Origin of the sequence: Streptomyces sp. NPDC058401, assembly GCF_042722885.1 — a bacterium.
Taxonomy (GTDB): Bacteria; Actinomycetota; Actinomycetes; order Streptomycetales; family Streptomycetaceae; genus Streptomyces.
Genome location: NZ_JBHXKA010000070.1, coordinates 16,703 through 40,562 on the forward strand (window position 1 = coordinate 16,703; position 23,860 = coordinate 40,562).

General features: G+C 72.0%; 27 protein-coding genes. 19 read left to right on the plus strand and 8 right to left on the minus strand.

Going from position 1 to position 23,860, the window contains the following annotated elements:
- Positions 1-101: 101 nt before the first annotated feature.
- The 6 genes from ACFWNV_RS24335 to ACFWNV_RS24360 all read left to right on the plus strand — a co-directional run bounded on the left by ACFWNV_RS24335 (position 102) and on the right by ACFWNV_RS24360 (position 5,302).
- Positions 102-932 carry a hypothetical protein gene (locus ACFWNV_RS24335; protein WP_383950776.1) on the plus strand — a complete coding sequence of 277 codons (831 nt, stop codon included), beginning with the start codon at positions 102-104 and terminating at the stop codon, positions 930-932.
- Positions 929-1,825, plus strand: a complete 897-nt coding sequence (locus tag ACFWNV_RS24340) for a hypothetical protein (RefSeq protein ID WP_383950778.1) — start codon at positions 929-931, stop codon at positions 1,823-1,825. The genes ACFWNV_RS24335 and ACFWNV_RS24340 overlap by 4 nt, the downstream gene beginning before the upstream one ends.
- On the plus strand, positions 1,822-2,733 hold the full coding sequence (locus ACFWNV_RS24345) for a hypothetical protein (RefSeq protein ID WP_383950780.1): 912 nt from the start codon (positions 1,822-1,824) through the stop codon (positions 2,731-2,733). The genes ACFWNV_RS24340 and ACFWNV_RS24345 overlap by 4 nt, the downstream gene beginning before the upstream one ends.
- Positions 2,734-3,026: 293 nt before the next feature.
- Positions 3,027-3,599, plus strand: a complete 573-nt coding sequence (locus ACFWNV_RS24350) for an FABP family protein (protein WP_250744595.1) — start codon at positions 3,027-3,029, stop codon at positions 3,597-3,599.
- Between the two features lie 203 nt (positions 3,600-3,802).
- Positions 3,803-4,273, plus strand: coding sequence for a Fur family transcriptional regulator (locus ACFWNV_RS24355; protein ID WP_383950782.1), 471 nt, complete (start codon positions 3,803-3,805; stop codon positions 4,271-4,273).
- A 60-nt stretch (positions 4,274-4,333) separates the two neighbouring features.
- Entirely contained in the window at positions 4,334-5,302 is a 969-nt protein-coding gene (locus ACFWNV_RS24360) for a YgfZ/GcvT domain-containing protein (protein ID WP_383950785.1), read from the plus strand.
- Between the two features lie 32 nt (positions 5,303-5,334).
- On the opposite strand, the gene dtd is transcribed toward ACFWNV_RS24360, so the two are convergent.
- Positions 5,335-5,760, minus strand: coding sequence for a D-aminoacyl-tRNA deacylase (dtd, locus tag ACFWNV_RS24365; RefSeq protein ID WP_375954174.1), 426 nt, complete (start codon positions 5,758-5,760; stop codon positions 5,335-5,337).
- 222 nt (positions 5,761-5,982) lie between these two features.
- Between dtd and ACFWNV_RS24370 the strand changes: the two genes are divergently transcribed.
- The 7 genes from ACFWNV_RS24370 to ACFWNV_RS24400 all read left to right on the plus strand — a co-directional run bounded on the left by ACFWNV_RS24370 (position 5,983) and on the right by ACFWNV_RS24400 (position 10,960).
- Positions 5,983-6,561 carry an AmfC protein gene (locus ACFWNV_RS24370; protein WP_383950789.1) on the plus strand — a complete coding sequence of 193 codons (579 nt, stop codon included), beginning with the start codon at positions 5,983-5,985 and terminating at the stop codon, positions 6,559-6,561.
- Between the two features lie 71 nt (positions 6,562-6,632).
- Positions 6,633-7,877, plus strand: coding sequence for a GNAT family N-acetyltransferase (locus tag ACFWNV_RS24375; RefSeq protein WP_383950792.1), 1,245 nt, complete (start codon positions 6,633-6,635; stop codon positions 7,875-7,877).
- Between the two features lie 20 nt (positions 7,878-7,897).
- Entirely contained in the window at positions 7,898-8,659 is a 762-nt protein-coding gene (locus tag ACFWNV_RS24380) for a putative protein N(5)-glutamine methyltransferase (protein WP_383950795.1), read from the plus strand.
- Between the two features lie 53 nt (positions 8,660-8,712).
- A complete protein-coding gene (locus ACFWNV_RS24385) occupies positions 8,713-9,306 on the plus strand; it encodes a hypothetical protein (RefSeq protein WP_383950797.1) in 594 nt (197 codons plus the stop codon).
- 61 nt (positions 9,307-9,367) lie between these two features.
- On the plus strand, positions 9,368-9,823 hold the full coding sequence (locus ACFWNV_RS24390; RefSeq protein ID WP_383950800.1) for a helix-turn-helix domain-containing protein: 456 nt from the start codon (positions 9,368-9,370) through the stop codon (positions 9,821-9,823).
- Between the two features lie 83 nt (positions 9,824-9,906).
- A complete protein-coding gene (locus ACFWNV_RS24395) occupies positions 9,907-10,488 on the plus strand; it encodes a hypothetical protein (RefSeq protein ID WP_383950803.1) in 582 nt (193 codons plus the stop codon).
- Between the two features lie 124 nt (positions 10,489-10,612).
- Positions 10,613-10,960 (plus strand): DUF2516 family protein, encoded by a 348-nt coding sequence (locus ACFWNV_RS24400; protein WP_383950805.1) that lies wholly within the window; start codon positions 10,613-10,615, stop codon positions 10,958-10,960.
- Positions 10,961-11,036: 76 nt separating this feature from the next.
- Here the strand turns inward: ACFWNV_RS24400 and ACFWNV_RS24405 are convergent, their stop codons facing one another.
- The 3 genes from ACFWNV_RS24405 to ACFWNV_RS24415 form a co-directional block, all read right to left on the minus strand.
- The gene (locus ACFWNV_RS24405; protein ID WP_383950808.1) at positions 11,037-12,287 is read right to left on the minus strand and encodes a PP2C family protein-serine/threonine phosphatase; all 1,251 of its coding nucleotides are present in this window, start codon (positions 12,285-12,287) and stop codon (positions 11,037-11,039) included.
- 344 nt (positions 12,288-12,631) lie between these two features.
- Positions 12,632-13,681, minus strand: a complete 1,050-nt coding sequence (locus ACFWNV_RS24410) for an NlpC/P60 family protein (protein ID WP_383950811.1) — start codon at positions 13,679-13,681, stop codon at positions 12,632-12,634.
- Between the two features lie 185 nt (positions 13,682-13,866).
- Complete coding sequence (locus tag ACFWNV_RS24415) at positions 13,867-14,676, minus strand: class I SAM-dependent methyltransferase (RefSeq protein WP_383950814.1); 810 nt, start codon at positions 14,674-14,676, stop codon at positions 13,867-13,869.
- Positions 14,677-14,838: 162 nt separating this feature from the next.
- Here ACFWNV_RS24415 and mshA point away from each other — a divergent pair, with 162 nt between their 5' ends.
- Complete coding sequence (gene mshA, locus ACFWNV_RS24420; RefSeq protein WP_383950817.1) at positions 14,839-16,227, plus strand: D-inositol-3-phosphate glycosyltransferase; 1,389 nt, start codon at positions 14,839-14,841, stop codon at positions 16,225-16,227.
- Positions 16,220-16,741, plus strand: coding sequence for a YbjN domain-containing protein (locus tag ACFWNV_RS24425; protein WP_383950820.1), 522 nt, complete (start codon positions 16,220-16,222; stop codon positions 16,739-16,741). Before mshA ends, ACFWNV_RS24425 begins: the two co-directional genes overlap by 8 nt.
- A 24-nt stretch (positions 16,742-16,765) precedes the next feature.
- Here ACFWNV_RS24425 and ACFWNV_RS24430 read toward each other — a convergent pair whose 3' ends face one another.
- A complete protein-coding gene (locus ACFWNV_RS24430) occupies positions 16,766-18,067 on the minus strand; it encodes an MDR family MFS transporter (protein ID WP_383950823.1) in 1,302 nt (433 codons plus the stop codon).
- A gap of 163 nt (positions 18,068-18,230) precedes the next feature.
- Here ACFWNV_RS24430 and ACFWNV_RS24435 point away from each other — a divergent pair, with 163 nt between their 5' ends.
- Together ACFWNV_RS24435 and ACFWNV_RS24440 are read left to right on the plus strand one after the other, a co-directional pair.
- Positions 18,231-18,992, plus strand: a complete 762-nt coding sequence (locus ACFWNV_RS24435; protein WP_383950826.1) for a phosphoglyceromutase — start codon at positions 18,231-18,233, stop codon at positions 18,990-18,992.
- A 656-nt stretch (positions 18,993-19,648) separates the two neighbouring features.
- Complete coding sequence (locus ACFWNV_RS24440; RefSeq protein WP_383950830.1) at positions 19,649-20,083, plus strand: hypothetical protein; 435 nt, start codon at positions 19,649-19,651, stop codon at positions 20,081-20,083.
- A gap of 9 nt (positions 20,084-20,092) precedes the next feature.
- Here ACFWNV_RS24440 and ACFWNV_RS24445 read toward each other — a convergent pair whose 3' ends face one another.
- The 3 genes from ACFWNV_RS24445 to phoU form a co-directional block, all read right to left on the minus strand.
- Positions 20,093-20,428 (minus strand): hypothetical protein, encoded by a 336-nt coding sequence (locus ACFWNV_RS24445; protein ID WP_383950832.1) that lies wholly within the window; start codon positions 20,426-20,428, stop codon positions 20,093-20,095.
- Between the two features lie 93 nt (positions 20,429-20,521).
- A complete protein-coding gene (locus ACFWNV_RS24450; protein ID WP_243339483.1) occupies positions 20,522-20,674 on the minus strand; it encodes a hypothetical protein in 153 nt (50 codons plus the stop codon).
- Positions 20,675-20,827: 153 nt separating this feature from the next.
- Entirely contained in the window at positions 20,828-21,505 is a 678-nt protein-coding gene (gene phoU / locus ACFWNV_RS24455) for a phosphate signaling complex protein PhoU (RefSeq protein WP_030858619.1), read from the minus strand.
- A 252-nt stretch (positions 21,506-21,757) separates the two neighbouring features.
- On the opposite strand from phoU, the gene ACFWNV_RS24460 reads away from it, so the two are divergent.
- Together ACFWNV_RS24460 and ACFWNV_RS24465 are read left to right on the plus strand one after the other, a co-directional pair.
- Positions 21,758-23,002: a sensor histidine kinase gene (locus ACFWNV_RS24460; protein ID WP_383950837.1), complete on the plus strand. Its 1,245-nt coding sequence runs from the start codon at positions 21,758-21,760 to the stop codon at positions 23,000-23,002.
- Entirely contained in the window at positions 22,999-23,679 is a 681-nt protein-coding gene (locus ACFWNV_RS24465) for a response regulator transcription factor (protein ID WP_007265514.1), read from the plus strand. The genes ACFWNV_RS24460 and ACFWNV_RS24465 overlap by 4 nt, the downstream gene beginning before the upstream one ends.
- Positions 23,680-23,860: the final 181 nt, after the last annotated feature.

Here is a 23,860-nt window from a genome sequence, read left to right on the forward strand (position 1 = left end):
AAAAATGTAATAAGGGTGACCACAACATCTCCCCACGGCAGGGTGTCTTGTGGGTACGCGGACGAACGGTCCGCGACTCCAGTCCTGTGGGGGGACTCCCTTTGGAACACGAACAGACCATCCCTGAGCAGCGAAAAGAGGGGGAGAGTAGCCCGGAACCGGGCACTCCGGACGCGGCCCCGACCGCCGTTGCGGACGCAACTCCGCCCACCCCCGGCCGCCGCCGCGGCCGCCGCACGCTCCTCCTGATCGCAGCCGCCGTAGCCCTCGGCACCCTGACGGGCACGGCCACCGGCTACGCGATCCAGTACGACCGCCAACCGACCCCGCTGGCCCCGCTGGCGCAGGTGATTGGCGAGGCCCCGAAGCCGGTGGCCCCGAACGACTCGACCACGCTGCGCTCCATCAACGCCAACCGCTGGGTCAAGACCGACGACGACCTGACGAAGCTGCTGATGGACGCCCCCGCGGGCGCGAAGCTCGACATGTCCGGCGGCGAGTCCCCGGACGAGTTCGCCGCGGAGTACTACGAGCATCCCAACCGCGGCCTCGGGTACCAGATCGGCCAGGACGTACGCCGGATCACCACCCGGGCGTGGTCCGAGAAGGACCAGGAGTTCTTCGTGGTCCGGCTGCTGCAGTACCGCGACCGCTCAGGGGCGGACGGGTACCAGAACGACCACTACTACCTGGGCGAAGAGGGGTACGCGGGCAACGGGGGCAAGAACGTCCCCGGGATCCCGGCGCCCTTCGCCCACATGTGGATCTATTCGAAGAGCAAGGAGAAGCCCGGCTACCTCCCGATACGGTCCGCGAGGGTCGTTGCCCGTCGGGGCGACATCGTCATGGAGATCGAGTACGTGAACAACCGCGGCACGGTCGACGAGGGCCACCTCGTCGAGGTGACCAAGCGACAGTGGGAGCGGCTGTGAGCGAGCAGCAGCACAACGAGGAGAACGAGCGGCCCGTGAGCACCGAGCAGCCCGTGAGTACCGAGCCCGTGAGCACCGAGCCCGTGAGCACCGAGCCCCTGACCGCCGAGCCCGAGAGCACCGAGCAGCCCGTGGGCCCGAAGCCCCCGCGGAAGCCCGGCCGCAAGGCGGTGGCGCTGATCGCGGGCGGGCTGGGTCTCGCCGTCCTCGCGGGCGGCGGGTTCTGGGCGTCGGAGCGCATGGACCAGGCGGACCGGAGCGCGCCGACGCGCTACTGGGTGCCGGAGGGCCCGAAGCCCACGGTGTCGGCCCCGGCGCTTCCGATCGTGCCGGTGAACGACCTGACGGCCAAGCTCCTGCCGTTCCCCGACGGGTACGGGCCCGGTCCCGACATCCACCTGGAGGGGAACGACTTCTACGTTTCCGGGGAGCGCGCGCTCCAGACCTTCAAGGATGCGAAGACCGGCCTCTCCGGTGACCACCGCGCCGCGCGGGACAAGATGCTGACCGACCTGAAGCTCAAGGGGCTGGCCGGGCGCAGCTACGCCGACGGCAAGCGCCAATGGGTCGCCGAGGTCCACCTCACACAGGCCGACGGGAAGGCCCTCGCAGGCTTCTCCGAGTTCGGGAAGAAGCTCTTGGAGCTGACCGGCGACGAGGGCGAGGCGCCCAAGGTGGACGGTTTCCCCGAGGCCAAGTGCGCGCAGCAGACGCTCGGCGAGGACGAGCTCAAGGCCGAGGACAAGATCGACACCGTCGAGTGCGTGTCCCTCGAAGGCGACGTGCTGGTGAGCTTCCGGATGTACGGGGCCAAGCCGTTCTCGGCCAAGGACGCGACCGCACTCTTCACGAGCCAGTTGAAGCACCTGAAGTCCCCCGGGGAGTCCGTGTGAGCGAGCAGACCACCACCGCAGCCGTACCCGAGGCCCCCGAGGCCCCGGCCGACGCTGCCCCGGGCATCCCCTTCGCCGCGCCGGCGGAACCGGTGCCCGCCGCCGGGCCCAAGGACCGCCGCAAGCTCTTCGCTGCGCTGCGCTGGACCGCCGCCGTACTCGTCTTCGGCGCCGTCGGCACGGGAGTCGCGTACGGGATCACCCAGCCCGAGCGCACCGACGTCCCCGGCCTCTCCACGCAGTCCGACGGCCGCCTCGTCTACCCGCCGCTCGCCTACCCGACGCTGCCGGCCGGCGCACCCTTGCCCGGGGCCGCCGACAATCCCCTCGGCACCCACTACGCGACGCTCGGGAGCCTGCTCCTGCCCGCTCCCGAGACGGCCGTGCCGGAGGCGGGGTTCAAGGCGGACAAGGACGGGCTGCTCCCCCTCGACGCCTTCCTGGAGGAGTACCTCGCCGAGGACCGGGCGAGGCTGAAGGAGACCCTCGAAAACGAGGGGCTGCGCCAGGTGGCGGGCCGCGCGTGGACGACTCCGGACGGCACGCGCACGCACGTCTACCTGCTGCGCTTCCACGCCCCCGGCTTCGTGGACGCCTTCCAGGGCTGCACCATCAACACGCGGCTGGTCGGTGCCGTGGCCGTCGGGGCCGACGAAGAGTGGCGGAACGTCAAGAACGCGCAGAAGAACGAGCTGGCCGGAGCCGCGAACGACGGCACCCCCGGCTGGCGCAGCGCGGCCGACGTCAGCCTGTACCAGGAGGCCAAACCCGCGGGGGACGAGGAGAGCCGGCTCGGGTGCGTCCAGTCGGGCGACATCCAGGCCGTGGTCATCCAGACCCGCAAGGGCGCCGTGCCCACGGTCCCGCTGCACCAAGCGGTGATCCTCCAGTACCAGCTGCTCCGCTAGCCCGGAGCCCCTCGTACGGGCCACCTCACACGGTGCCCCGGTCCCCAGGCCAGTAGGCTTGGGGACCGGCCCCGTAACGCCACCTTGAAACCATTGAGAACACCGAGGAGCACCCCGTGCTTGAGGCAGTCTTCACCTCCCTGCTGGTCCTGGTCTGCGTCGGCGTCCTCGCCTTCTCCGGACTGGCCGTGAAGAAGCTGTACCAGGGCCAGCGCTGATCCCCTCGGATCTGCCGCAGACCGCCCCGGATACCGGAACCCCTCCCACAGATCGCCTGAGCTGAGCAGCCATCCATGATCCAGATCCCGTCCGACCTGAACCCGGGTCTCGTCCCCCTCGCCTTCCTCCTCGGCAACTGGGAGGGCGCAGGCGTCTTCGACTTCCCCGGTGAGGAGAAGTGCAACTTCGGCCAGGAAGTCGTCTTCAGCCACGACGGCCGGGACTTCCTGGAGTACACCTCCCACACCTGGGTGCTCGACGCCGAGGGCAACAAGGTGCGGCCGCTGGAGTCCGAGTCGGGCTACTGGCGCATCGACAAGGACCGCAAGGTCGAGATCGTCATGGTCCGCGACCAGGGCGTCGTCGAGGTCTGGTACGGCGAGCTCGCCGACAAGAAGCCGCAGATCGACGTCGTCACCGACGCGGTCGCCCGTACCGCGGCCTCCGGCCCGTACAGCGGCGGCAAGCGGCTCTACGGCTACGTGAAGAGCGACCTCATGTGGGTCGGCGAGAAGGCCACCCCCGAGGTGGAGCTGCGCCCGTACATGTCGGCCCAGCTGAAGAAGGTCGTCACGCCCGAGGAGGTCGCGGAGATGGCGCGCAACCTTCCGGACATGCCGGACGACGGCATCGCCTTCTTCCGCTAGACCGCGGACGCACTGCGGACAGACCGCAGAGACCGCGGTCGCACCGCGGACAGACCGCAGAGGCCGCAGACGCACCAAGCGCGCACAGGAGCCCCCGGCCGCCCCGGCCGCCGGGGGCTCCCGCATGCGCGCGGCGCCTTCCCGCCCGGTCCCGCACCGCCTCCCCGCTCCCCTCGGACGGACCCGAGGCCTACACTGGCCGGGTGGTGACCACCGACAGCACCGAGAACCTCGCCGCCGCCGAAGGCGGCGACTGGAAGAGCGACCTGCGCCAGCGCGGATACCGCCTGACCCCGCAGCGCCAGCTCGTGCTGGAAGCCGTGGACGCCCTGGAGCACGCCACCCCCGACGAGATCCTCGTAGAGGTGCGCAGAACGGCCTCCGGGGTCAACATCTCCACGGTCTACCGCACGCTGGAGCTCCTGGAGGAGCTGAAGCTGGTCTCGCACGCCCACCTCGGGCACGGAGCCCCCACCTACCACCTCGCCGACCGGCACCACCACATCCACCTGGTCTGCCGCGACTGCACCGAGGTCATCGAGGCGGACGTGGACATCGCCGCCGACTTCACCGCCAAGCTCCGCGACACCTTCGGCTTCGAGACCGACATGAAGCACTTCGCGATCTTCGGCCGCTGCAAGAACTGCGCCGCCAAGCACCACCAGGCCCCGTAGGCACGGCGCCTCTGCGGACACGCCCTAGGTCCGCCCGGGGCGGGGTCGTACGCTGGTGGCATGACCAGCAGCCCCTTGCTCCATCTCCCCGGCGCCGTACAGGCCGAAGGCCGCGACGAGGGCGTCGCCGCCCACTACGGAGAGCTGTACGGCGAACAGCGCGCACTCGCCGACGGACGCGGCTTCGTCGACCTCTCCCACCGCGGGGTCGTCACCGTCACCGGCTCGGACCGGCTGAGCTGGCTGCACCTGCTGATCACTCAGCACGTCACCGCGCTCCCGGCCGGCGAGGCCACCGAGGCGCTGATCCTCTCCGCGAACGGTCACATCGAGCACGCGCTCTACCTCGTGGACGACGGCGAGACGATGTGGATGCACGTCGAGCCCGGCACCCAGGAGGCGCTGATCGCCTACCTGGAGTCGATGATCTTCTTCTACCGGGTGGAAGTCGCCGACCGGACCGCCGAGTTCGCCGTCGTGCACCTGCCGGCCGGCTCCATCGCCGAGGTCCCCAAGGAGCTCGCCGTACGCGAGACCCCGTACGGCCGCGACGTGTTCCTGCCGCGCGACGGGCTGGAGGCCTTCGCCCGCTCCCACGGCCCGGTCGCCGGACTGCTCGCCTACGAGGCCCTGCGCGTCGAGGCGCACCGGCCGCGGCTCGGCCTGGAGACCGACCACCGCACCATCCCGCACGAGCTCGGCTGGATCGGCACCGCCGTGCACCTGCAGAAGGGCTGCTACCGCGGCCAGGAGACCGTGGCCCGCGTCCACAACCTGGGGAAGCCCCCGCGCCGGCTGGTCTTCCTGCACCTGGACGGCTCCGAGGTGCTGCTCCCCGCGCACGGCGCGCCCGTACGGCTCGCCGCGGACGGGGAGGAGGGCCGCCAGCTGGGCTTCGTGACCACCTCGGTCCGCCACCACGAGCTGGGCCCGATCGCGCTCGCGCTGATCAAGCGGAACGTCCCGGTGGACGCCCCGCTGCTGGTGGGCAAGACGGCCGCCGCACAGGAGGTCGTCGTAGCGCCGTAGCGCCGTAGCGCCGTAACGCCGTAGCGGTCGCGCTAGATGTCGATGACGATGGTGAACGGGCCGTTGTTGGTCAGCGAGACCCGCATGTCCGCGCCGAACCGGCCCGTCTCCACCGTCGCACCCAGCGCCCGCAGCTGCGCCACGACCTCGTCCACGAGCGGCTCGGCGAAGGCGCCGCCCGCGGCCGCGTTCCATGTGGGACGGCGGCCCTTGCGGGCGTCTCCGTAGAGGGTGAACTGGGAGATCACCAGCAGCGGCGCGTTCACGTCGCTGCAGGACTTCTCGGCCTCCAGGATCCGCACGGACCAGAGCTTGCGCGCCAGCAGCTCCGCCTTCTCCGGGGTGTCGTCGTGGGTCACCCCCACCAGGACGCACAGCCCCTCCCCGACGATCTCCCCGACGGTTTCGCCGGCCACCACGACGCTCGCGCCGTCCACCCTCTGCACCACTGCTCGCATACCACCTGTGTACCAGGCTTGCACCCGTCCGGGGCCGATCGGGTGGAGTGGGACTGCGTGGGGACCATGCGGAGTGGCACGATGCACGCAGGCGGTGCCCCCAGCACCGGTCGAGGGGACGGACACGAACGCATGAATACTTCTGGTACCTCCGCACCTGCACCTGCACCTGCTTCGCCTTCTGGTTCTGCTTCTGGATCTGCTTCTGCGCCCATCGGACCCATGGGCTCCGGCGCACCCGGCGCACCGGCGGCATCCGCGGCATCCGCCGAGACCACGGCGCCGCGACCGCCCGCCCAGCGGACCGGGGCCTCGGACACCCCGGCGACGGCGACCACCGCGCTCGGCCTGCCGGAGCTGCGCGGACTGCGCCGCGACGCGCAGCGCGACGAGGCCGACCTGAGCTACGTACGCCGGATCCTCCAGGGCCGCATCGACATCCTGCGCGCCGAGCTCGCCCGGCGTACGGACCCCGAGGCGCCGGTGGTGGACCGGCTCTCGGAGATCCTCGCGGACGCCCCCTCCAGCCGCAGCGCCTCGGCCCGGCACGTCACGCTCGGCACCCCGCACGGGGAGGAGTACCGGCTGCTGGCGGCCGAGATGCTCTCCGACGTGGAGCTGTCGGACCTCGGCGCGCGCACGGACGAGGAACTCCACGAGGGCATGGGCAAGTTGGTGCGCTACGAGCAGCAGGTCTCGCGGCGCCGGCAGCAGCTCCAGCGCACGGCCGACGGCTGCAGCGCGGAGATCACCCGGCGCTACCGGGAGGGCGAGGCCCAGGTGGACGACCTGCTGGCCTGAGGAGGCGGCGGCGCGGGGCCCGCGGAAATGCGGGCGACGGGCGCGGGCCGGTCCGATTAGCGTGTGAGGCTATGAGTGCTGACGTCCGGCCGATCGCCGCATCCGAACTTCCCGAATGGCTGCGTGCGCAGCGGATCGGGTCCCTCAACGCGGCGCGCGGCACGGCCGCGGACCTCGCCCAGCTGGCCGAAGCCCTGGACTTCACCCGCACGCAGGGCGCGTTCGACGCGGACACCGGCCGGTGCGTGGCGGGCTTCCGCTCCTTCCCGCAGGAACTGACCGTGCCCGGCGGGGGGTTCGTCCCGTCGACCGCCGTCACGAACGTGTCCGTGCTGCCCACGCACCGCCGGCAGGGCCTGCTGACCCGGATGATGGCCGCCGAGCTCACCGCCGCCCAGGCCCGCGGTGACGTGCTGTCGACGCTGATCGCCGCCGAGTACCCGATCTACGGACGGTACGGGTACGGGCCCGCCACCTCCCTCGCGGAGTGGGAGATCGACCTGCCGCGCACGGGCCTCGGTCCGCGCGCCGCGCTCCCCGGGGACGGCGGGAGGATCGACCTCGTGGACGAGGCCGAGGTGCGCGAGCTGGGCCCGGTCCTGCACGAGCGGCTGCGGGCGGTGACCCCGGGCGTGGTGAGCCGCGACGCCCGGTGGTGGAGGGTGGCCACGGGCGCGGAGACGCTGTCCCACAACCCGTACACGCCGTCCTTCCACGCGGTCTACCGGACCGCGCGGGGCGAGGTGGCCGGCCTGGTCCGGTACACCGCCGACGACCACTGGACCGACGCCAAGGTCCCGCAGAACACCGTGCAGGTACGGCAGTTGCTCGCCGTGACCCCGGAAGCGGAGCGGGCGCTGTGGCACTTCCTCTTCTCCATCGACTGGGTGGTGAAGGTCCGCACCGGCTACCGCGCCCCCGACGACATCGTCACCGGGCTGCTGCCCGACGCCCGCGCCGCCCGGCTGCTGACCGCCTCCGACCTGCTGTGGGTGCGGGTGCTGGACGTCGTACGGGCCCTCGGCGCGCGGACGTACGCCGTCCCCGGGGTCCTCGTCCTGGAGGTCACCGACAAGAACGGTCCCGCGGGCGGCCGCTACCGGCTGGACGCGGGCGCGGGCGACTGCGTACGCACGGAGGAGCCGGCCGACCTGCGCCTGGACGTGGGCACACTGGGGTCGCTGTACCTGGGCGACGGGTCCGCGGTGCGGCTGGCGGCGCTCGGCGCGATCGAGGAGGCGCGTCCGGGAGCGCTGGCCCTCGCGGACGCGGTGTTCCGCACGGCGCGCCGGCCGTGGTGCCCGGACATCTTCTGAGGCGTGGAGGACTGAGCTAGTTGGCAACACTGGTGGAAACCCTGCGGGCGGCCGGCTGCGTCTTCGCGGAGGAGGAGGCGGAGCTGCTCACGGCCGCCGCCGAGGACGCGGGGCACCTGGAGGGGCTGGTGGCCCGGCGGGTGGCGGGCGAGCCGCTGGAACACGTCGTCGGCTGGGCGGAGTTCTGCGGGCTGCGGATGGCCGTCGGCGAGGGGGCCTTCGTGCCGCGCCGGCGCAGCGAGTTCCTCGCGCGGGAGGCGGTGGAGGCGACCCGGCCCGGCGCGGTGCTCGTGGACCTGTGCTGCGGGGTGGGCGCGCTGGGCGCCGCCGTGGCCGCGCAGGTGCCGGGGGCCGAACTGCACGCGGCGGACATCGACCCGGCCGCGCTCGCCTACGCCCGGCGCAACCTGGCCCCGTACGGCGGCCGGGTCTGGCAGGGCGACCTCTACGCGGCCCTGCCCGCCGGGCTCCGGGGCCGGGTCGACGTCCTGGTGGTCAACGCCCCGTACGTCCCGACCGGGGAGATCGGCCTGCTCCCGGCGGAGGCCCGCGACCACGAGCCGCCCGTCTCCCTGGACGGCGGCGCGGACGGCCTGGACGTGCACCGCCGGGTGGCCGCCGGCGCCCCGCCCTGGCTCGCACCGGGCGGCACCCTCCTGATCGAGACGAGCACCCGCCAGTCCCCGGTCACCGCCTCGGCCCTGACGGCAGCAGGCCTGACGGTCCGCGCGGTGACCTCGGAGGAGTACTACGCAACGGTCATCATCGCGAAGGCTCCGTAGCCGGTCCTGCGATGGCAGGGCCTCGCGAAGGCGGGGGACAGGAGGGGGGCGAGTTGATCACGGAGTACCAGCAGAAGCTGCGCGAGCGCTACATCGCGGCGCCCGTCATGGAGGCCCCGGGGCCCTGGCGGCCGGTGCTGGATCGCACGACCCCTATCGGCGGTCTGCTCGGCATCGGCTTCGCCGTCGACCCCGGCAGCGGGCACGACCTCGTCATGGTCGTGTCCGGCGACGGGCACGGGCTCTTCGACGCGGTCACCGGCGAGGAGATCGCCCGCGACCGGGATCCCGACCCCGACACGAGCACACCCGATGCCGCGCCGGACCTCACGTGCCCCGGGCTCGGCCCGATCGAGGGCGCCCGGGTGCACATCGCCGGGCTCTTCGGCGGCGGCCTGCACAGCACCACACCGGACGGCTGGACCCTGGACGTCGTCCGTCCCGACTGGCCCCACGACCGCGTGATCCTCTCGGCCGACGGCGGGGTCCACGAGGGGCCGCCGGGAGGGACGTGGTGGCACGTCTTCCACTCCCAATACTCGGAACTCCGCGCGGCCGGCTTCTCCCCCTCCGGTCTCACCCTGGCGGTCGCCACCAGCAGCGACCTGACCCTCTGGGTCCGCCCCGGGCTCCGCTTCGGCTGCTGAGGGTGGGAGTTATTGCAAGCAGCTGCTTGCAATAGTTAGCACGGTGCGGCAGGATCGGGGCATGGCATCGCTCAACGTCGGGAACCTCGGCGAATACCTGCGCGAGCAGCGGCGGCAGGCACAGCTTTCGCTGCGGCAGCTGGCCGATGCGGCGGGGGTGTCGAATCCGTACCTCAGTCAGATCGAGCGCGGGCTGCGCAAGCCGAGCGCGGACATCCTGCAGCAGCTCGCCAAGGCGCTGCGGATCTCCGCCGAGACGCTGTACGTGCAGGCCGGAATCCTGGACGAGCGGGACCGGGACGCCGTGGAGACGAGGGCCGTGATCCTCGCCGATCCGTCGATCAGCGAGCAGCAGAAGCAGGTGCTGCTCCAGATCTACGAGTCCTTCCGCAAGGAGAACGCCGCCGAGGCCGAAACGAAGGCCGAGGCGAAGGACGAGACGCAGGGCGAAGCGCAGGCCGAGGCGGGAGCGGAAGCTGCCGGCGACGGCGATGCCGGGACGCGCCCTGCGAACTGAGCACGCACGAAGAAGTACGCACGAACTAGTACGCACGAACCGAGTACGCACGAACTGAGACTGTGATCCGGGAGGACCACCACATGGCCATCGCCGATGACCTGAAGAAGACCCTCACCGACCCGACCCCCCTCTACTTCGCCGCCGGCACCGCCGACCTCGCCGTGCAGCAGGCCAAGAAGGTGCCCGGGCTGATCGAGCAGCTGCGCGCCGAGGCCCCCGCGCGCATCGAGGCCGTGAAGAACACCGACCCGAAGGCCGTGCAGGAGAAGGCCAAGGGGAAGGCCAAGGAGGCGCAGGAGGCGGTCACCGCCACGGTCGCCGAGGTGCTCGGCGCGATCGACGCGAAGAAGCTCGGCGAGACCGCCCAGGACCTCGCGCTGCGCGGGGTCGGCGTGGCCGCCGAGTACGCGGTCAAGGCCAAGGAGGCCTACGACAAGGTCGCCGAGCACGGTGAGCAGGCCGTACGGGCCTGGCGCGGCGAGGTCTCCGAGGAGATCGTCGACATCGCCGTGGTCGTGGAGCCGGAAGCCGCCGGGCCGGTGGCTTCCGAGCCGGTGGCGGAGCCCGCCGCCGAGCCCGCGGCGAAGAAGGCTCCCGCGCGCAAGGCCGCGGCCAAGAAGGCCGCCGCCGAGCCCGTCGCGGAGCCGGCCGACGAGAGCTGATTTCATCGTGACGGACCGGGCACCCGCGGGGCGTCCGGTCCGTTGTGGTTTGGGAAAGAGGCTCTGCCGGTAGCGTGGAGGCAGGCGGCATCCGGCGAGCGAGGCGTGAGAAGGCGGTCAGGCGATGTTGATGAACGGGTTCGATGGAGCGGTGCTTCCGCTGCTCGGGTACGCCATGCTCGGGCTCGCCGTGGTGGCCTTCGTGCTGGCGCTGACGGCGCGCGAGGACGCCTACCGGGCGGCCGGGAAGCAGACCAAGACCTTCTGGCTGGTCATCCTCGGCATCACCGTGCTCGTGGACTTCTTCCTCGGGATGCTCTTCCTGCAGATCGCCGGACTGGTCGCCAGCATCGTCTTCTTCGTCGACGTCCGTCCCGCGCTCAAGCAGGTCTCGGGCGGTGGCGGCGGTGGCGGCCGGCGCGGCGGCAGCAGCAGCGACGGGCCGTACGGGCCCTACAACGGCGGACGCTAGCCGGACACGGGCCTACGGGCCTACGGGCCTACGGGCCTACGGGCCTACGGGCAGCTGGGCGGGGAGCGCCCGGCCGTCAGCCCTCGGCGCGCGAGAGCAGGACGACGGCGACGTCGTCCGTCAGCTCCCCGCCGTTGAGGCGGCGGGCCTCGGTCACGGATGCTTCGAGCAGGCCTTCGCCGCTCAGCCCGTCGGCCAGGTGGCGGTTGATCATCTCGACCATGCCGTCCTGCCCCAGCCGCTCCTTGCCCTGCCCGATCCTGCCCTCGATCAGGCCGTCGGTGTAGAGCATCAGGCTCCACGTGCCGCCCAGCTCCACCTGGCGGCGCGGCCAGCGGGCCCGGGGCAGCAGGCCGAGTGCCGGGCCGCTGTTCTCGTACGGGAGCAGTCGCGCGGGGCGGCCCGGCCGGGAGATCAGCGGGGCCGGATGGCCCGCCAGGCACAGGCCCGCGCGCCGTCCGTCCGGGGCGATGTCCACCGTGCACAGCGTCGCGAAGATCTCCTCGCAGGGGCGCTCGACTTCGAGGACCTCCTGGAGGGTGGCGAGCAGGTCGTCGCCGCACAGCCCGGCCAGGGTCAGCGCCCGCCAGGCGATGCGCAGCTCGACGCCGAGGGCGGCTTCGTCGGGGCCGTGTCCGCAGACGTCCCCGATCATCGCGTGGACGGTGCCGTCGGGGGTGCGGACCGTGTCGTAGAAGTCCCCGCCGAGGAGGGCGCGGCTGCGGCCGGGGCGGTAGCGGGCGGCGAAGCGGAGGTCGGAGCCCTCCAGGAGCGGGTGCGGGAGCAGCCCGCGTTCCAGCCGGGCGTTCTCCTGGGCCCGCAGTTTCGATTCTGCAAGCTTGTACTGGGCGATGTCCGCCCGTTTTCTCTCCACCGCGTACCGGATGGCGCGGCTCAGCAGCCGCCCGTCGAGCTCGTCGCGGAACAGGAAGTCCTGGGCCCCCACCCGTACGGCCTCCGCGGCGCGCTCCGCGTCGTCCTCGGAGGTGAGCACGAGCACGGCGTGCCGCGGGGCGATGCGGAGCACCTGGCGCAGCGCGGCGAACGGATCGGCGGCGTCGCCGGAGCCGGTGCCGGCGCCCGGGCCGTGCGGGAGCGAGAGGTCGAGCAGGACGCAGTTCACGTCGGGGGTGAGCAGCCGGGCCGCCTCCGTGAGGTTGCGGGCGCTGCGCAGCCGGATGCGGTGGCCGTCGGCGTCGAGGATCTCGGGGACGGTGAGGCCGCCGGCGGGGTCGTCCTCGATCACCAGCAGGGTGAGCGACGACATGGCGCCCGGGCCGCTCTCGGTGCCCGGGATGTCCCTCTGCCGCGGTACGGGTACGGGCATCGTCTCCGGTTCCTTCCCGCCCCCTCGGGGGTTCGCTCGTCCGGCGACCCTAGCCGCGGGACGAGGGAAGCGGAATGGCGGGTCCGGCGCGGGGCTCCGGCATATGCCGTTATCAGGTGGGAAAGTCCGTGTCGGCGAATGACGAACGTCACGGCGGGAGGGGTCGGGAGCGGTACGGCATCCCGCCCAGCGAGACGGGCCCGCACCGGCGGCGGACCGTCACGGCGGGCGGACCGTCACGGCGGGCGGACCGTGACGGCGAACCGGCCGCCACGGAGGGCCGGCGCCCGGAGCGAGCCGGCCGCCACCGCGAAGCCACCCCCGCGCCGAGCGGCCCGCCGCCGCTACGCGTCCGGCCTGACCACGGCCTTGATCGGCATGGAGCCCGCTCCCGCCATGGTGACGTTGCGGCCCGGGCGCGGGGCGTGGACCATCGCGCCGCCCCCGACGTACATCGCGACGTGGCTCGCGTCGTCGAAGTAGATGATCAGGTCGCCCGGCCGCATGTCCTTGATCGCGACCTTCGGCAGCCGCAGCTGCTCCTGCGAGGTGCGCGGGATGGCCTTGCCCGCCGCGAGCCAGGCCTGCGAGGTCAGCCCGGAGCAGTCGTACGAACCGGGTCCCTCCGCGCCCCACACGTACGGCTTCCCCATCTGGGCGACCGCGAACTGCACGGCCCGCTTGCCCGCGTCGGTGGCCGCCGCGCCCGTGGAGCCGGTCATCGCGCCCGTGGACAGCCAGTCGTTCTGCGCCTTGCGCTGCGCTTCCGCCTCCAGCTCCAGCATCCGGGCCTTCTGTTCGGCCTCCAGCTTGCTCTCGAGCTCCTCCGCCGCCTTGATCTTGTCCTCGACCTGCTTCTTGGCGGCTTCCTGCTTGACCCGGTTGGCCTCCAGGGTCTCCCAGTGTGCGCTCGCGTCCCGCGCGTACTGCTGCAAGTCGGTCTGGGTCCGGTTCAGTTCGGACAGCAGGTCCGAGGTGGCCTTCTCGCCCTGGCGCAGCCGGTCGTTGCCGTTCAGGAACTGCGTCGGGTCGTTGCTCAGGGCCAGCTGCGCGCCGGGCGGCAGTCCGCCCGAGCGGTACTGGGCGCGGGCGGCGGCGCCCGCGCGGCCCTTCAGCGCGGTGATGCGGTCCTGGCCGGCGACGACCAGGTTGGCGATCTCCACGATCTTGTCGGACTGCGTCTTGGCCTCGCTCTCCGCGAGGTTGAAGGCGTCCGTGGCCGTGCCGGCCTCGCGGTAGAGCCCCTCTATGTCCTTGCGGACCTGCTCCAGGGACTTGCCCGTCTGGGGCTCCGGCGCGGCGAACGCGGTGCCGGACAGGGCGCCGGGCGCGGACAGCAGCGCCATCGCGCAGAGCAGAGTGAGGGCGATCGAACCCCGTCGTCGTTTCCTCATGGTCCCCCCAGACACCGGTTTGACTAATCGTCAGTAACTTGTGATTGCCTTCGGGATGGTGCCACGAGTCGGTGAATTCCAACACCCTTGTGGATATCCATCCGATGCGTCCCGATCGCCCCCGCGACCCCCCTGGCCCCGCCGGCCCCGATCCGCCGCCCCGGTCACCCCGAAGGCCCCAACAGTCACCCCGAAGGCCTCAACGCTTCCCACCGCACCGTGAGTTCCCCCTGACGCCACCGCACCGGACCGTCCGCCAGCGGCCACTCCCCGGACAGCGCCCGCGCCGTCCGGATCCAGCGCTGGCGCGCCCCGTAGGAGGCGTACGGGGCCGCCGCCGCCCACGCCCGGTCGAAGTCGCGCAGGAACGCGTGCACCGGCTCGCCCGGCACGTTGCGGTGGATCAGTGCCTTCGGCAGCCGCTCCGCCAGGTCGGAGGGGCGCTCCAGGGAGCCCAGCCGGGTCGCGAAGGTCACCGTGCGCGCCCCTTCGGGCCCGAGCGCGACCCATACGTGCCGCCGCCCGATCTCGTCGCAGGTCCCCTCCACCAGCAGCCCGTCGGTAGCCAGCCGGGAACGCAATCGCTCCCACACCGCCTCGACCTGCTCCTCGTCGTACTGGCGCAGTACGTTCGCCGCGCGGATCAGCGCCGGCCGGACCCCGCCGTCCAGCGGCACCTCGAAGCCCCCGTGCCGGAAGCTCAGGCCCTCCCGCTCGTACGGCTTGGCGCCCGCCACCCGGGCCGGTTCGATCTCGATGCCGACCACCCGTACCCGCGGAGCCGCCTCCCGCAGCCGCGCCAGCAGTTCCACCGCGGTCCAGGGCGCGGCCCCGTAGCCGAGGTCCACCGCGACCGGGTCGTCCGCGCGGCGCAGCGCCGCCCCGTGCGTCGCCGCGATCCAGCGGTCCATGCGGCGCAGGCGGTTCGGGTTCGTCGTCCCGCGGGTCACCGTGCCGACGGGGCGACGAGGGGGAGGGGTGGAGCGGGAGGCCATGTGCAGAGAGTAAGCGGAGCGCTCCCGCGCGATAAAAATCCGGGACGGGGGCAGGAAAACCGGCGGTCCCGGAATGCGGGGGACGGCCGTTCGGGTTGCACTCCTAGAAGAGCGCCCACAGCGCTCTCCGCGTCATGCCGCCGAGCGAGAGGAACTGCTCCCTTGAGCCAGTACGTGTCCCGCATCGGCGGCAGCATCGGCGGCCGTTTCGCCGCGGCCCGTTCCGGCACCCGCCACGAGCCGCCCCGCCTGCGCCTGCCCGCCGCCGTCGGCGGCCACCGCAAGCCGCGCCGCGTCGCCATGCTCAGCGTGCACACCTCACCGCTGCACCAGCCCGGCACCGGCGACGCCGGCGGGATGAACGTCTACATCGTGGAGCTGGCCCGGCGCCTCGCCGCGATCAACATCGAGGTCGAGATCTTCACCCGGGCCACCACCGGCGGCCTGCCGCCCGTGGTCGAGCTCGCGCCCGGAGTCCTCGTACGGCACGTGGACGCGGGCCCGTACGAGGGCCTCGCCAAGGAGGAGCTGCCGGCCCAGCTGTGCGCCTTCACCCACGGGGTCATGCAGGCCTGGGCCGGTCACCGCCCCGGCTACTACGACCTGGTCCACTCCCACTACTGGCTCTCCGGGCACGTCGGCTGGCTCGCCGCCGAGCGCTGGGGCGTCCCGCTCGTGCACGCCATGCACACCATGGCCAAGGTCAAGAACGCGGCGCTCGCCGAGGGCGACACCCCCGAGCCCGCCGCCCGGGTCATCGGCGAGACGCAGATCGTCGACGCCGCCGACCGGCTCATCGCGAACACCGCCGAGGAAGCCGACGAGCTCGTCCGCCACTACGCGGCCGACCCCGGCAAGGTCGCCGTCGTCCACCCCGGCGTGAACCTCGAACGCTTCACCGTCGCCGACGGCCGCGCCGCCGCCCGCGCCCGCCTCGGGCTGCCGCAGGACGCCGTCATCCCGCTCTTCGCGGGCCGCATCCAGCCGCTCAAGGCCCCCGACATCCTGCTGCGGGCCGTCGCGGAGCTCGTCGACCGGGAGCCGCAGCTGCGCGCCCGGCTGTTCGTGCCCGTCGTCGGCGGGCCGAGCGGCAGCGGGCTCGCGAAGCCCGAGGGGCTGCAGAAGCTGGCCGCGAAACTCGGCATCGCGGACCTCGTGCACTTCCACCCGCCGGTGGCGCAGGACGCGCTCGCGGACTGGTTCCGGGCGGCGTCCGTCCTGGTCATGCCCTCGTACAACGAGTCCTTCGGGCTGGTCGCCATAGAGGCGCAGGCCACCGGCACACCAGTGCTCGCCGCGGCCGTCGGCGGGCTGCCCGTCGCCGTCAACGACGGGGTGACGGGCATCCTCGTACCCGGCCACGATCCGGTGGACTACGCCCGCCAGCTACGGCGCTTCGTGGACGAGCCGGAGCTGTCGGACCGGATGGGCGCGGCGGCCGCGCGGCACGCGCAGTTCTTCGGCTGGGACACCGCCGCGAGCGGCACCGCGGACGTGTACACGGGGGCGATGCACGATCACCGCCGTCACGTACGCTCCCACCATGGCTGACGCTGACCCCACCGACCCCGCGGCGATCATCGAAGCGACGCTGACCGGCGCGGAACTGAGCTGGGAGAGCCCGGCGCCGGGCTCGTACGTGGTCCAGCTCCCCGGCACCCGCAAGCTGAGCACCACCTGCTCGCTCAAGGCCGGGAAGCACTCCCTGTCGGTCAACGCCTTCGTGATCCGCCACCCGGACGAGAACGAGGCCGGCGTCCACCGGTGGCTGCTGGAGCGCAACCTCAAGCTCTACGGCATGGCCTACGCGGTGGACGCGCTCGGCGACGTCTACCTGACGGCCCGCCTCCCCCTGTCGGTGATCACCCCCGACGACCTCGACCGGCTGCTCGGCACGGTCCTGGAGGCCGCGGACGGGGCCTTCAACACCCTGCTGGAGCTGGGTTTCGCGAGCGCGATCCGGCGGGAGTACGAGTGGCGGGTCTCGCGGGGCGAGTCCACGCGCAACCTGGACGCCTTCAAGAACCTGACACAGCCGTCGGGGACGGCGGCGCAGCCGGAGTAGGAGGGCCGGACGGCCGGAGCCGGGTCAGGCGGCCGGAGCCACCGGATCCGTGGCCTTGGCCGGAGCCACGACCTCCACGACCTCCACGACCGGCTCCACCGGGACCACCGGGACCGCCCCGGCCTGCGGCAGCCCCCGCATCAGCAGCCAGTAGCCCGCCGCGGCCACCGTCCCCAGCACCGCCGTCGCCCCCCACAGCCAGCCCGCGCCGAAGTGCTCGATCGCGAAGCCCGCCATCAGCGGTGCGATCAGCGAGGCCACCGCCCACGACATCGTGTACATGCCCTGGTAGCGGCCGCGCCCGTGCGTCGGGGAGAGCCGTGCGACCAGGCCCATCTGGGTCGGGGAGTTGACGATCTCGGCCAGCGTCCACACGCAGACGGTCAGCGCCAGGCTCCACACCGAGCCGCCGAAGGCCGTCAGCCCGAACCCGTACCCGGCCAGCAGCGCCGAGATCACCAGCAGCTTCTGCGGATCGCGGTGCTCGATGAACCGGGTGACCGGGATCTGCAGCACCACGATCAGCACGCCGTTCACGGCGGAGACCAGCCCGTAGTCGACCGTGGAGAACCCGGCCGCGCCCATCGCCAGCGGCAGCCCGAACGAGCCCTGCATGAAGATCAGCGAGATCAGGAACGACAGCCCGACCACGCCCATGAACCGGCCGTCCCGCAGCACCGTCCCCATGCCGACCTCCGGCTCGGCGGCCGCCTTCTCCGCCGCCGTCTTCTCCGGCCGGGACTCCGGCAGCTTGAGGTAGACGAGCACCGCGCAGACCAGCGTCAGGGCCGCCTCGCCGAGGAACCCGGCCAGGTAGCTGTACTCCGCGACGAAGCCCGCCACGGTCGAGCTGACGGCGAAGCCGAGGTTGATGGCCCAGTAGTTCAGCGCGAAGGCCCGTACCCGGTCCTCCGGGCGGACGATGTCGGCCATCATCGCCTGCACCGCCGGCCGCGAGGCGTTGGAGGTCATGCCGACCAGCAGCGCCACCGCGGCGATCGCCGCCGGATGCTCCATGAACCCGAGCAGCGCCACCGAGAACGCGGTCGACGCCTGCGCCGCCATCAGCGTGGGCCGCCGCCCCAGCCGGTCCGTGAGCACGCCGGCGACCAGCGAGGACACCACACCGCCGAGCCCGTGGAGGGCCACCACAAGTCCCACGAAGGAGGCCGAATAGCCCCGCTCCAGGGTCAGGTACAAGGTCATGAATGTGGCGACGAAGGCCCCGAGCCTGTTGACCAGCGTGCTCGTCCAGAGCCACCAGAACTCCCGGGGCAGCCCCGCCACGCTCTCGCGGGCGGCCCGTCTCACACTGGCAACGGACATACGGAATCCCCCCGAGATGTAAGCGTCCCTCTACTCGTTCGGACCCTACGGACAGCGGCCGTCCAGAGCCACTGGATTGACGGCCGGCGTCAATCGGGGGACCGTCCCGCATGCCGTACACACCGCGCGCGAGGGGACGGGTGTGTCCATTAGGCTCGTACGCATGGCCGACGCACCGTACAAGCTGATCCTCCTCCGCCACGGCGAGAGCGAATGGAACGCGAAGAACCTGTTCACCGGCTGGGTGGACGTCAATCTCAACGAGAAGGGCGAGAAGGAGGCAGTCCGCGGTGGCGAACTCCTGAAGGACGCCGATCTCCTCCCCGACGTGGTTCACACGTCCCTCCAGAAGCGTGCGATCCGCACCTCCCAGCTCGCGCTGGAGGCCGCCGACCGCCACTGGATCCCCGTCCACCGCTCCTGGCGCCTGAACGAGCGCCACTACGGCGCCCTCCAGGGCAAGGACAAGGCCCAGACCCTCGCCGAGTTCGGCGAGGAGCAGTTCATGCTGTGGCGCCGCTCGTACGACACCCCGCCGCCGGCGCTCGAAGACGGCACGGAGTTCTCGCAGTCCGGTGACCCGCGCTACGCCTCCATCCCGCCGGAGCTGCGCCCGCGCACGGAGTGCCTCAAGGACGTCGTCGTCCGCATGCTCCCGTACTGGTACGACGCGATCGTCCCGGACCTCCTCGACGGCCGCACCGTCCTGGTCGCCGCGCACGGCAACTCCCTGCGCGCGCTGGTCAAGCACCTCGACGGGGTCTCCGACGCCGACATCGCGGGCCTGAACATCCCGACCGGCATCCCGCTCTCCTACGAGCTGGACGCCGACTTCAAGCCCCTCAACCCGGGCGGCACCTACCTCGACCCGGACGCCGCAGCGGCCGCCATCGAGGCAGTCAAGAACCAGGGCAAGAAGAAGTAGCAAAAGCGATCATGCCCCCGACCTGCGCACACGGCGCAGATCGGGGGCATTCGTCTGCCCTGGGCCCCCTGTGGGCCCTCAGCGTGGGGGACCATCCGGCCGCAGAGCCCTGCCGAGAGCCTCCCGCGCACGGTCCCGGCTGCTCGGCATGAGGGGGGCGTAGGGCCGGTTTCCGAGCCTCTGCGGGTGGCGGAATGAGCTAGGCCATCTCTTTCGGATCTTGGTTCAGGGGAGTCCGTATGCCTCCTGCTCGTACCTATATTGGCGAGGTGGACGAAGCCGAAGCGAGCGGTCAGGTGTGGCGGGACGAAGTTCGTGTGCGTCCGACGGCTGAGCAGGATCGGGACGCGTTGGCACGGCTTGTCGAGGAGGACGCGGACGCCTTCGAAGTCGAGTTGTACGAGCGAGCGGCGGATCCCCAACCGCTATCCATTGATCGCGCTCAGAGGTCGCGGGCTGGGCAGCACGCCAGGCATGTGCGGCGGCTTCGAGAGCGCCAGCATCGCCAAAGCAGTTGAGCAGCAGCCTTCGGCCACCGACCCTGGACAGCTCGCTGCGCTCGCGCTCGCCGCTCAGCGGGGCAGCACACGCTGGCGCCGCGTGACAGGGGGAGACCCCGGCGGCTACTGGATCCGGGACGGCAAGGGGAGGCGCTGGTGGGGCCTGAAGCGGTGAACCCGGAGCTCACGGCCGAGGACTACGCGTCCGCGCGGGCGGCCGAGGAGGTGCTGGAGGGGCGCGAGAGCCTCAACGCGGCGCTCGCACGGTGGCGGCTGGTCGTGCTCGACATCGAGGCGGGCTTCGATCTCGAGTTCGTGTACGAGTACGAGCACGGCCTGGCCTGCCGCGACGGGCTGCGCAGGGCGTGGCCCCTGCTCACCGCGCGGGTCCGGGAGATCCGGCAGCCGGTGCTCGACCGGTGGGACGACCGGTTCTTCGCCGCCACCCGCCCCATGGCGCTGCCCGACGCGGGCAACGGCGAGCGCGGCGGCCGGTGGTGGACCCGGCGCTTCCCGGTCCTCTGCTTCCGCGGCGAGGGGCAGGTGCTGCCGGCCCACTGGTCGCCGCCGCCCCGGATCGAGGAGTACTGACCGAGCCCGCTACGGACCGGGCCGGGGGACGGGACCCCGGTCCGCCGGTGGGCCCGGTGGGCCCGGCGGGCGGGGCCGCGCCCCGCGTTCGGCGATCCTGCGGTCCATTTCCGTGCGCCAGGCGGCCGCGTTGCTGCCGTCGATCTGGCCGGCGAAGGCGCGGTACGCCGCGGCCACCAGCGCGTCCGAGGCGTCGGGGAAGGCGTAGCGGATCGCCCACAGGGCGTTTTCCGTCGGGGAGTCGAGCCCCGTCTCGGTGCGTACTCCGCGTCCCGACAGCACGTTCGTCAGGACGCTCTCGAAGTTGCGGCGCAGCTGCTCCTGGCTGGGTCTGCCGGTGCGCACGGCCGTCTCCTCCTCGCTGGTACGGATGCGAAGGGCCCCGGCCGACGGGTGTCGGGCGGGGCCCTTCGCTTGCGGGTGTCCGGGCGGGTGGCCTCAGCCGCCGCACTGGCAGGGGGCGCCGGACTGGCAGCCGCAGCCGCAGCCCGAGCCGCAGCCGCAGGCCGCGAGCAGGGGCAAGCGCAGGCGCAGGCCCTCCGGGGGCTGCGCTTCCTGCTCCGGGGTGATGGGGACGGGGGAATCGGGCATGGATCCTCCTCGTAGGCGTTGTGCCTTCGCCTCATTCATGCCCAGCCGGGCTCCCGCGTCAACGGCGCATTGGGGGCTCGTTGTTGATCCAGCCCCGGCCCCAACCTCGGCCCCAACCCCGGCCCCGCCCCGGGCGTCGGCCCGGGCCCCGGGTCAGACGCCTTCGACCTGCGTGGGGGCCTGGAGCTCGTCCGCGTGCTCGCCCGTCACCAGGTAGACCACGCGCTTGGCGACCGACACCGCGTGGTCCGCGAAGCGCTCGTAGTAGCGGCCCAGCAGGGTCACGTCGACCGCCGTCTCGATGCCGTGCTTCCAGCGGTCGTCCATCAGGTGCTGGAACAGCGTGCGGTGCAGCTGGTCCATCTCGTCGTCGTCCTGCTCCAGCTGGAGCGCCAGGTCGACGTCCTTCGTGATGATGACCTCGGCCGCCTTCGCCATCAGCCGCTGCGCGAGCTGCCCCATCTCCAGGATGGTCGCGTGCAGGTCGCGCGGGACCGCCGTGTCCGGGAAGCGGAGCCGGGCGAGCTTGGCCACGTGCTGCGCCAGGTCGCCGGAACGCTCCAGGTCGGCGCTCATGCGCAGCGAGGTGACGACGATGCGCAGGTCGGTGGCGACCGGCTGCTGGCGCGCGAGCAGCGCGATGGCGCGGGCCTCCAGGTCGTGCTGGAGGTCGTCCACCTTCTGGTCGGCGGCGATGACGCTCTCGGCGAGCTTCAGGTCGGCGTCGAGCATGGAGGTCGTGGCCCGCCCGATGGCGGAGCCGACCAGCCGGGCCATTTCGACCAGGCCTTCACCGATCGAGTCCAGTTCCTCGTGGTACGCGTCACGCATGTCTCGTGTCCCTCTCTCGACCTACTACGACCTACTACGACCTGCTACTGCCTGCTGCAAGTACTGCCCGGAACCCGGAAGCGGGCCGGTGCGGCCATCGGCCCCACGTTGCCACGGTGAACCCCGAACGCGACCGACTCCGGCATCCCAAGTGAATCAGCACGGTCGTCAGGGTGAACTCTGGGCGACGAGTGTTCGAGGTGCCACCCGAACGGCTGTGGAAGTGTCCTCCGGCCTGCTTAACCTGGAGTCATGGACGTGAACGCGGCGGTCGCCGCAGCTGCAGCGATTGCCGGTCTTTGCACCGGTGTGATCGCGATGCTGGCGTTCCGCTGGAGCGAGCGCGACCAAGCCCGCCCCACCCGGAGCTCCATGCGCCCCGACATCAATGCGGTGCTCCCACCCGGAGTGGACACCGTCCTCTCCGTTCTCCGCTCCTCCGCCGTCGTGCTCGACGAGGGGGACGCGGTGGTCAAGGCCAGCTCGGCGGCATATGCCCTCGGCCTGGTCCGCGGCGGCAAGCTCGCCGTGGAACCCATGCTCCACATGGCCCGCGACACCCGGCGCGACGGGGAGATACGCCAGGTCGAGCTCGACCTGCCCCGGCGCGGCACCGGCCGCGGCGAGGCGCTCGCCGTCTCGGCACGCGTCGCCCCGCTCGGCTCCCGCCTCGTGCTCCTCCTCGTGGAGGACCTCACCGAGGCCCGCCGCATCGAGGCCGTGCGCCGCGACTTCGTCGCGAACGTCTCGCACGAGCTCAAGACCCCGGTCGGCGCGATCTCCCTGCTCTCCGAGGCCGTCATGGACGCCTCGGACGAACCCGAGGCGGTCACCCGGTTCGCCGGCCGCATGCAGATCGAGGCCACCCGCCTCATCAACCTCGTACAAGAACTCATCGACCTCTCCCGGGTACAGAACGACGACCCCCTGGAGGACGCGGAGCCGATGCGGGTGGACACGCTCGTGGCCGAGGCCATAGACCGCTGCCGCCACACGGCCTCCGCGAAACAGATCACCATGGCCGCCGGCGGCACCGCCGACCTGCGGGTATGGGGCAACCGGGGGCAGCTCGCGGCCGCCCTCGGAAACCTGGTCGAGAACGCCGTCAACTACAGCCCCGCCCGCACCCGCGTCGGCATCGCCGCGCGCCGGGTGACCGCGCCGGGTGGAGACTTGATCGAGATAGCCGTGACCGACCAGGGCATCGGCATCCCGGAAAAGGACCGCGAGCGCATCTTCGAACGCTTCTACCGTGTGGACCCGGCCCGCTCCCGCGCCACGGGAGGAACCGGCCTGGGCCTTGCGATCGTGAAGCACGTAGCGGCTTCGCACGGCGGGGAGGTGTCGGTCTGGAGCTCGGAGGGTCAGGGTTCCACGTTCACCCTGCGACTCCCCGAAGCGGCCGCGCCGGCCCCGGCGACGGCCTCCGCACCCGCCCACCCCCAGCTCGAACCTCACACCGCACCAGCCATCCCTGCCCCGGAGGTCCTTCCGTGACCCGAGTGCTCGTCGTCGAGGATGAGGAATCCTTCAGCGACGCCCTGTCCTACATGCTCCGCAAGGAGGGCTTCGAGGTCGCGATCGCCGCGACCGGGCCCGACGGGCTCGACGAGTTCGAGCGCAACGGCGCCGACCTCGTCCTCCTCGACCTGATGCTCCCCGGGCTGCCCGGCACGGAGGTCTGCCGGCAGCTGCGCGGCCGCTCCAACGTCCCCGTGATCATGGTGACCGCCAAGGACAGCGAGATCGACAAGGTCGTCGGGCTGGAGATAGGAGCCGATGACTACGTCACCAAGCCCTTCTCCTCCCGGGAGCTGGTCGCCCGCATCCGCGCGGTCCTGCGCCGCCGCGGCGAGCCGGAAGAGGTCACCCCGGCGGCCCTGGAAGCGGGCCCCGTCCGGATGGACGTCGACCGCCACGTGGTCACCGTCGCCGGAGCCAAGGTGGACCTCCCGCTGAAGGAGTTCGACCTCCTGGAGATGCTGCTGCGCAACGCGGGCCGCGTACTGACCCGCATGCAGCTCATCGACCGGGTCTGGGGCGCCGACTACGTGGGCGACACCAAGACCCTCGACGTCCACGTGAAGCGCCTGCGCGCCAAGATCGAGCCCGACCCGGGTGCCCCGCGCTACCTGGTCACGGTCCGCGGCCTCGGCTACAAGTTCGAGCCGTAAGCCGTAGGCGGCGGGTCCGTCCCGTCGCCGGTCGGAGGCCGGCGCAGCGTCCCGAAGCCCGGGAGGCCCCTGGGGCCGAGCGGTGCGAGGGGCGCACGTGGGAGGGGCTCGAGCCCGACCCGGGTGCCCCGCGCTACCTGGTCACGGTCCGTGGCCTCGGCTACAAGTTCGAGCCGTAAAC

Coding starts and splice junctions, on each gene's coding strand:
- ACFWNV_RS24370 (WP_383950789.1), top strand. CDS start 5,983: ATGGGCTCCGGCGCACCCGGCGCACCGGCGGCATCCGCGGCATCCGCC.
- ACFWNV_RS24405 (WP_383950808.1), bottom strand. CDS start 12,287: ATGCCCGTACCCGTACCGCGGCAGAGGGACATCCCGGGCACCGAGAGC.
- phoU (WP_030858619.1), bottom strand. CDS start 21,505: ATGCGTGACGCGTACCACGAGGAACTGGACTCGATCGGTGAAGGCCTG.
- ACFWNV_RS24425 (WP_383950820.1), top strand. CDS start 16,220: ATGGCTGACGCTGACCCCACCGACCCCGCGGCGATCATCGAAGCGACG.
- ACFWNV_RS24435 (WP_383950826.1), top strand. CDS start 18,231: ATGGCCGACGCACCGTACAAGCTGATCCTCCTCCGCCACGGCGAGAGC.
- ACFWNV_RS24415 (WP_383950814.1), bottom strand. CDS start 14,676: ATGGCCTCCCGCTCCACCCCTCCCCCTCGTCGCCCCGTCGGCACGGTG.
- ACFWNV_RS24360 (WP_383950785.1), top strand. CDS start 4,334: ATGACCAGCAGCCCCTTGCTCCATCTCCCCGGCGCCGTACAGGCCGAA.
- dtd (WP_375954174.1), bottom strand. CDS start 5,760: ATGCGAGCAGTGGTGCAGAGGGTGGACGGCGCGAGCGTCGTGGTGGCC.
- ACFWNV_RS24410 (WP_383950811.1), bottom strand. CDS start 13,681: ATGAGGAAACGACGACGGGGTTCGATCGCCCTCACTCTGCTCTGCGCG.
- ACFWNV_RS24375 (WP_383950792.1), top strand. CDS start 6,633: ATGAGTGCTGACGTCCGGCCGATCGCCGCATCCGAACTTCCCGAATGG.
- ACFWNV_RS24430 (WP_383950823.1), bottom strand. CDS start 18,067: ATGTCCGTTGCCAGTGTGAGACGGGCCGCCCGCGAGAGCGTGGCGGGG.
- ACFWNV_RS24400 (WP_383950805.1), top strand. CDS start 10,613: ATGTTGATGAACGGGTTCGATGGAGCGGTGCTTCCGCTGCTCGGGTAC.
- ACFWNV_RS24350 (WP_250744595.1), top strand. CDS start 3,027: ATGATCCAGATCCCGTCCGACCTGAACCCGGGTCTCGTCCCCCTCGCC.
- ACFWNV_RS24450 (WP_243339483.1), bottom strand. CDS start 20,674: ATGCCCGATTCCCCCGTCCCCATCACCCCGGAGCAGGAAGCGCAGCCC.
- ACFWNV_RS24395 (WP_383950803.1), top strand. CDS start 9,907: ATGGCCATCGCCGATGACCTGAAGAAGACCCTCACCGACCCGACCCCC.
- ACFWNV_RS24390 (WP_383950800.1), top strand. CDS start 9,368: ATGGCATCGCTCAACGTCGGGAACCTCGGCGAATACCTGCGCGAGCAG.
- ACFWNV_RS24460 (WP_383950837.1), top strand. CDS start 21,758: ATGGACGTGAACGCGGCGGTCGCCGCAGCTGCAGCGATTGCCGGTCTT.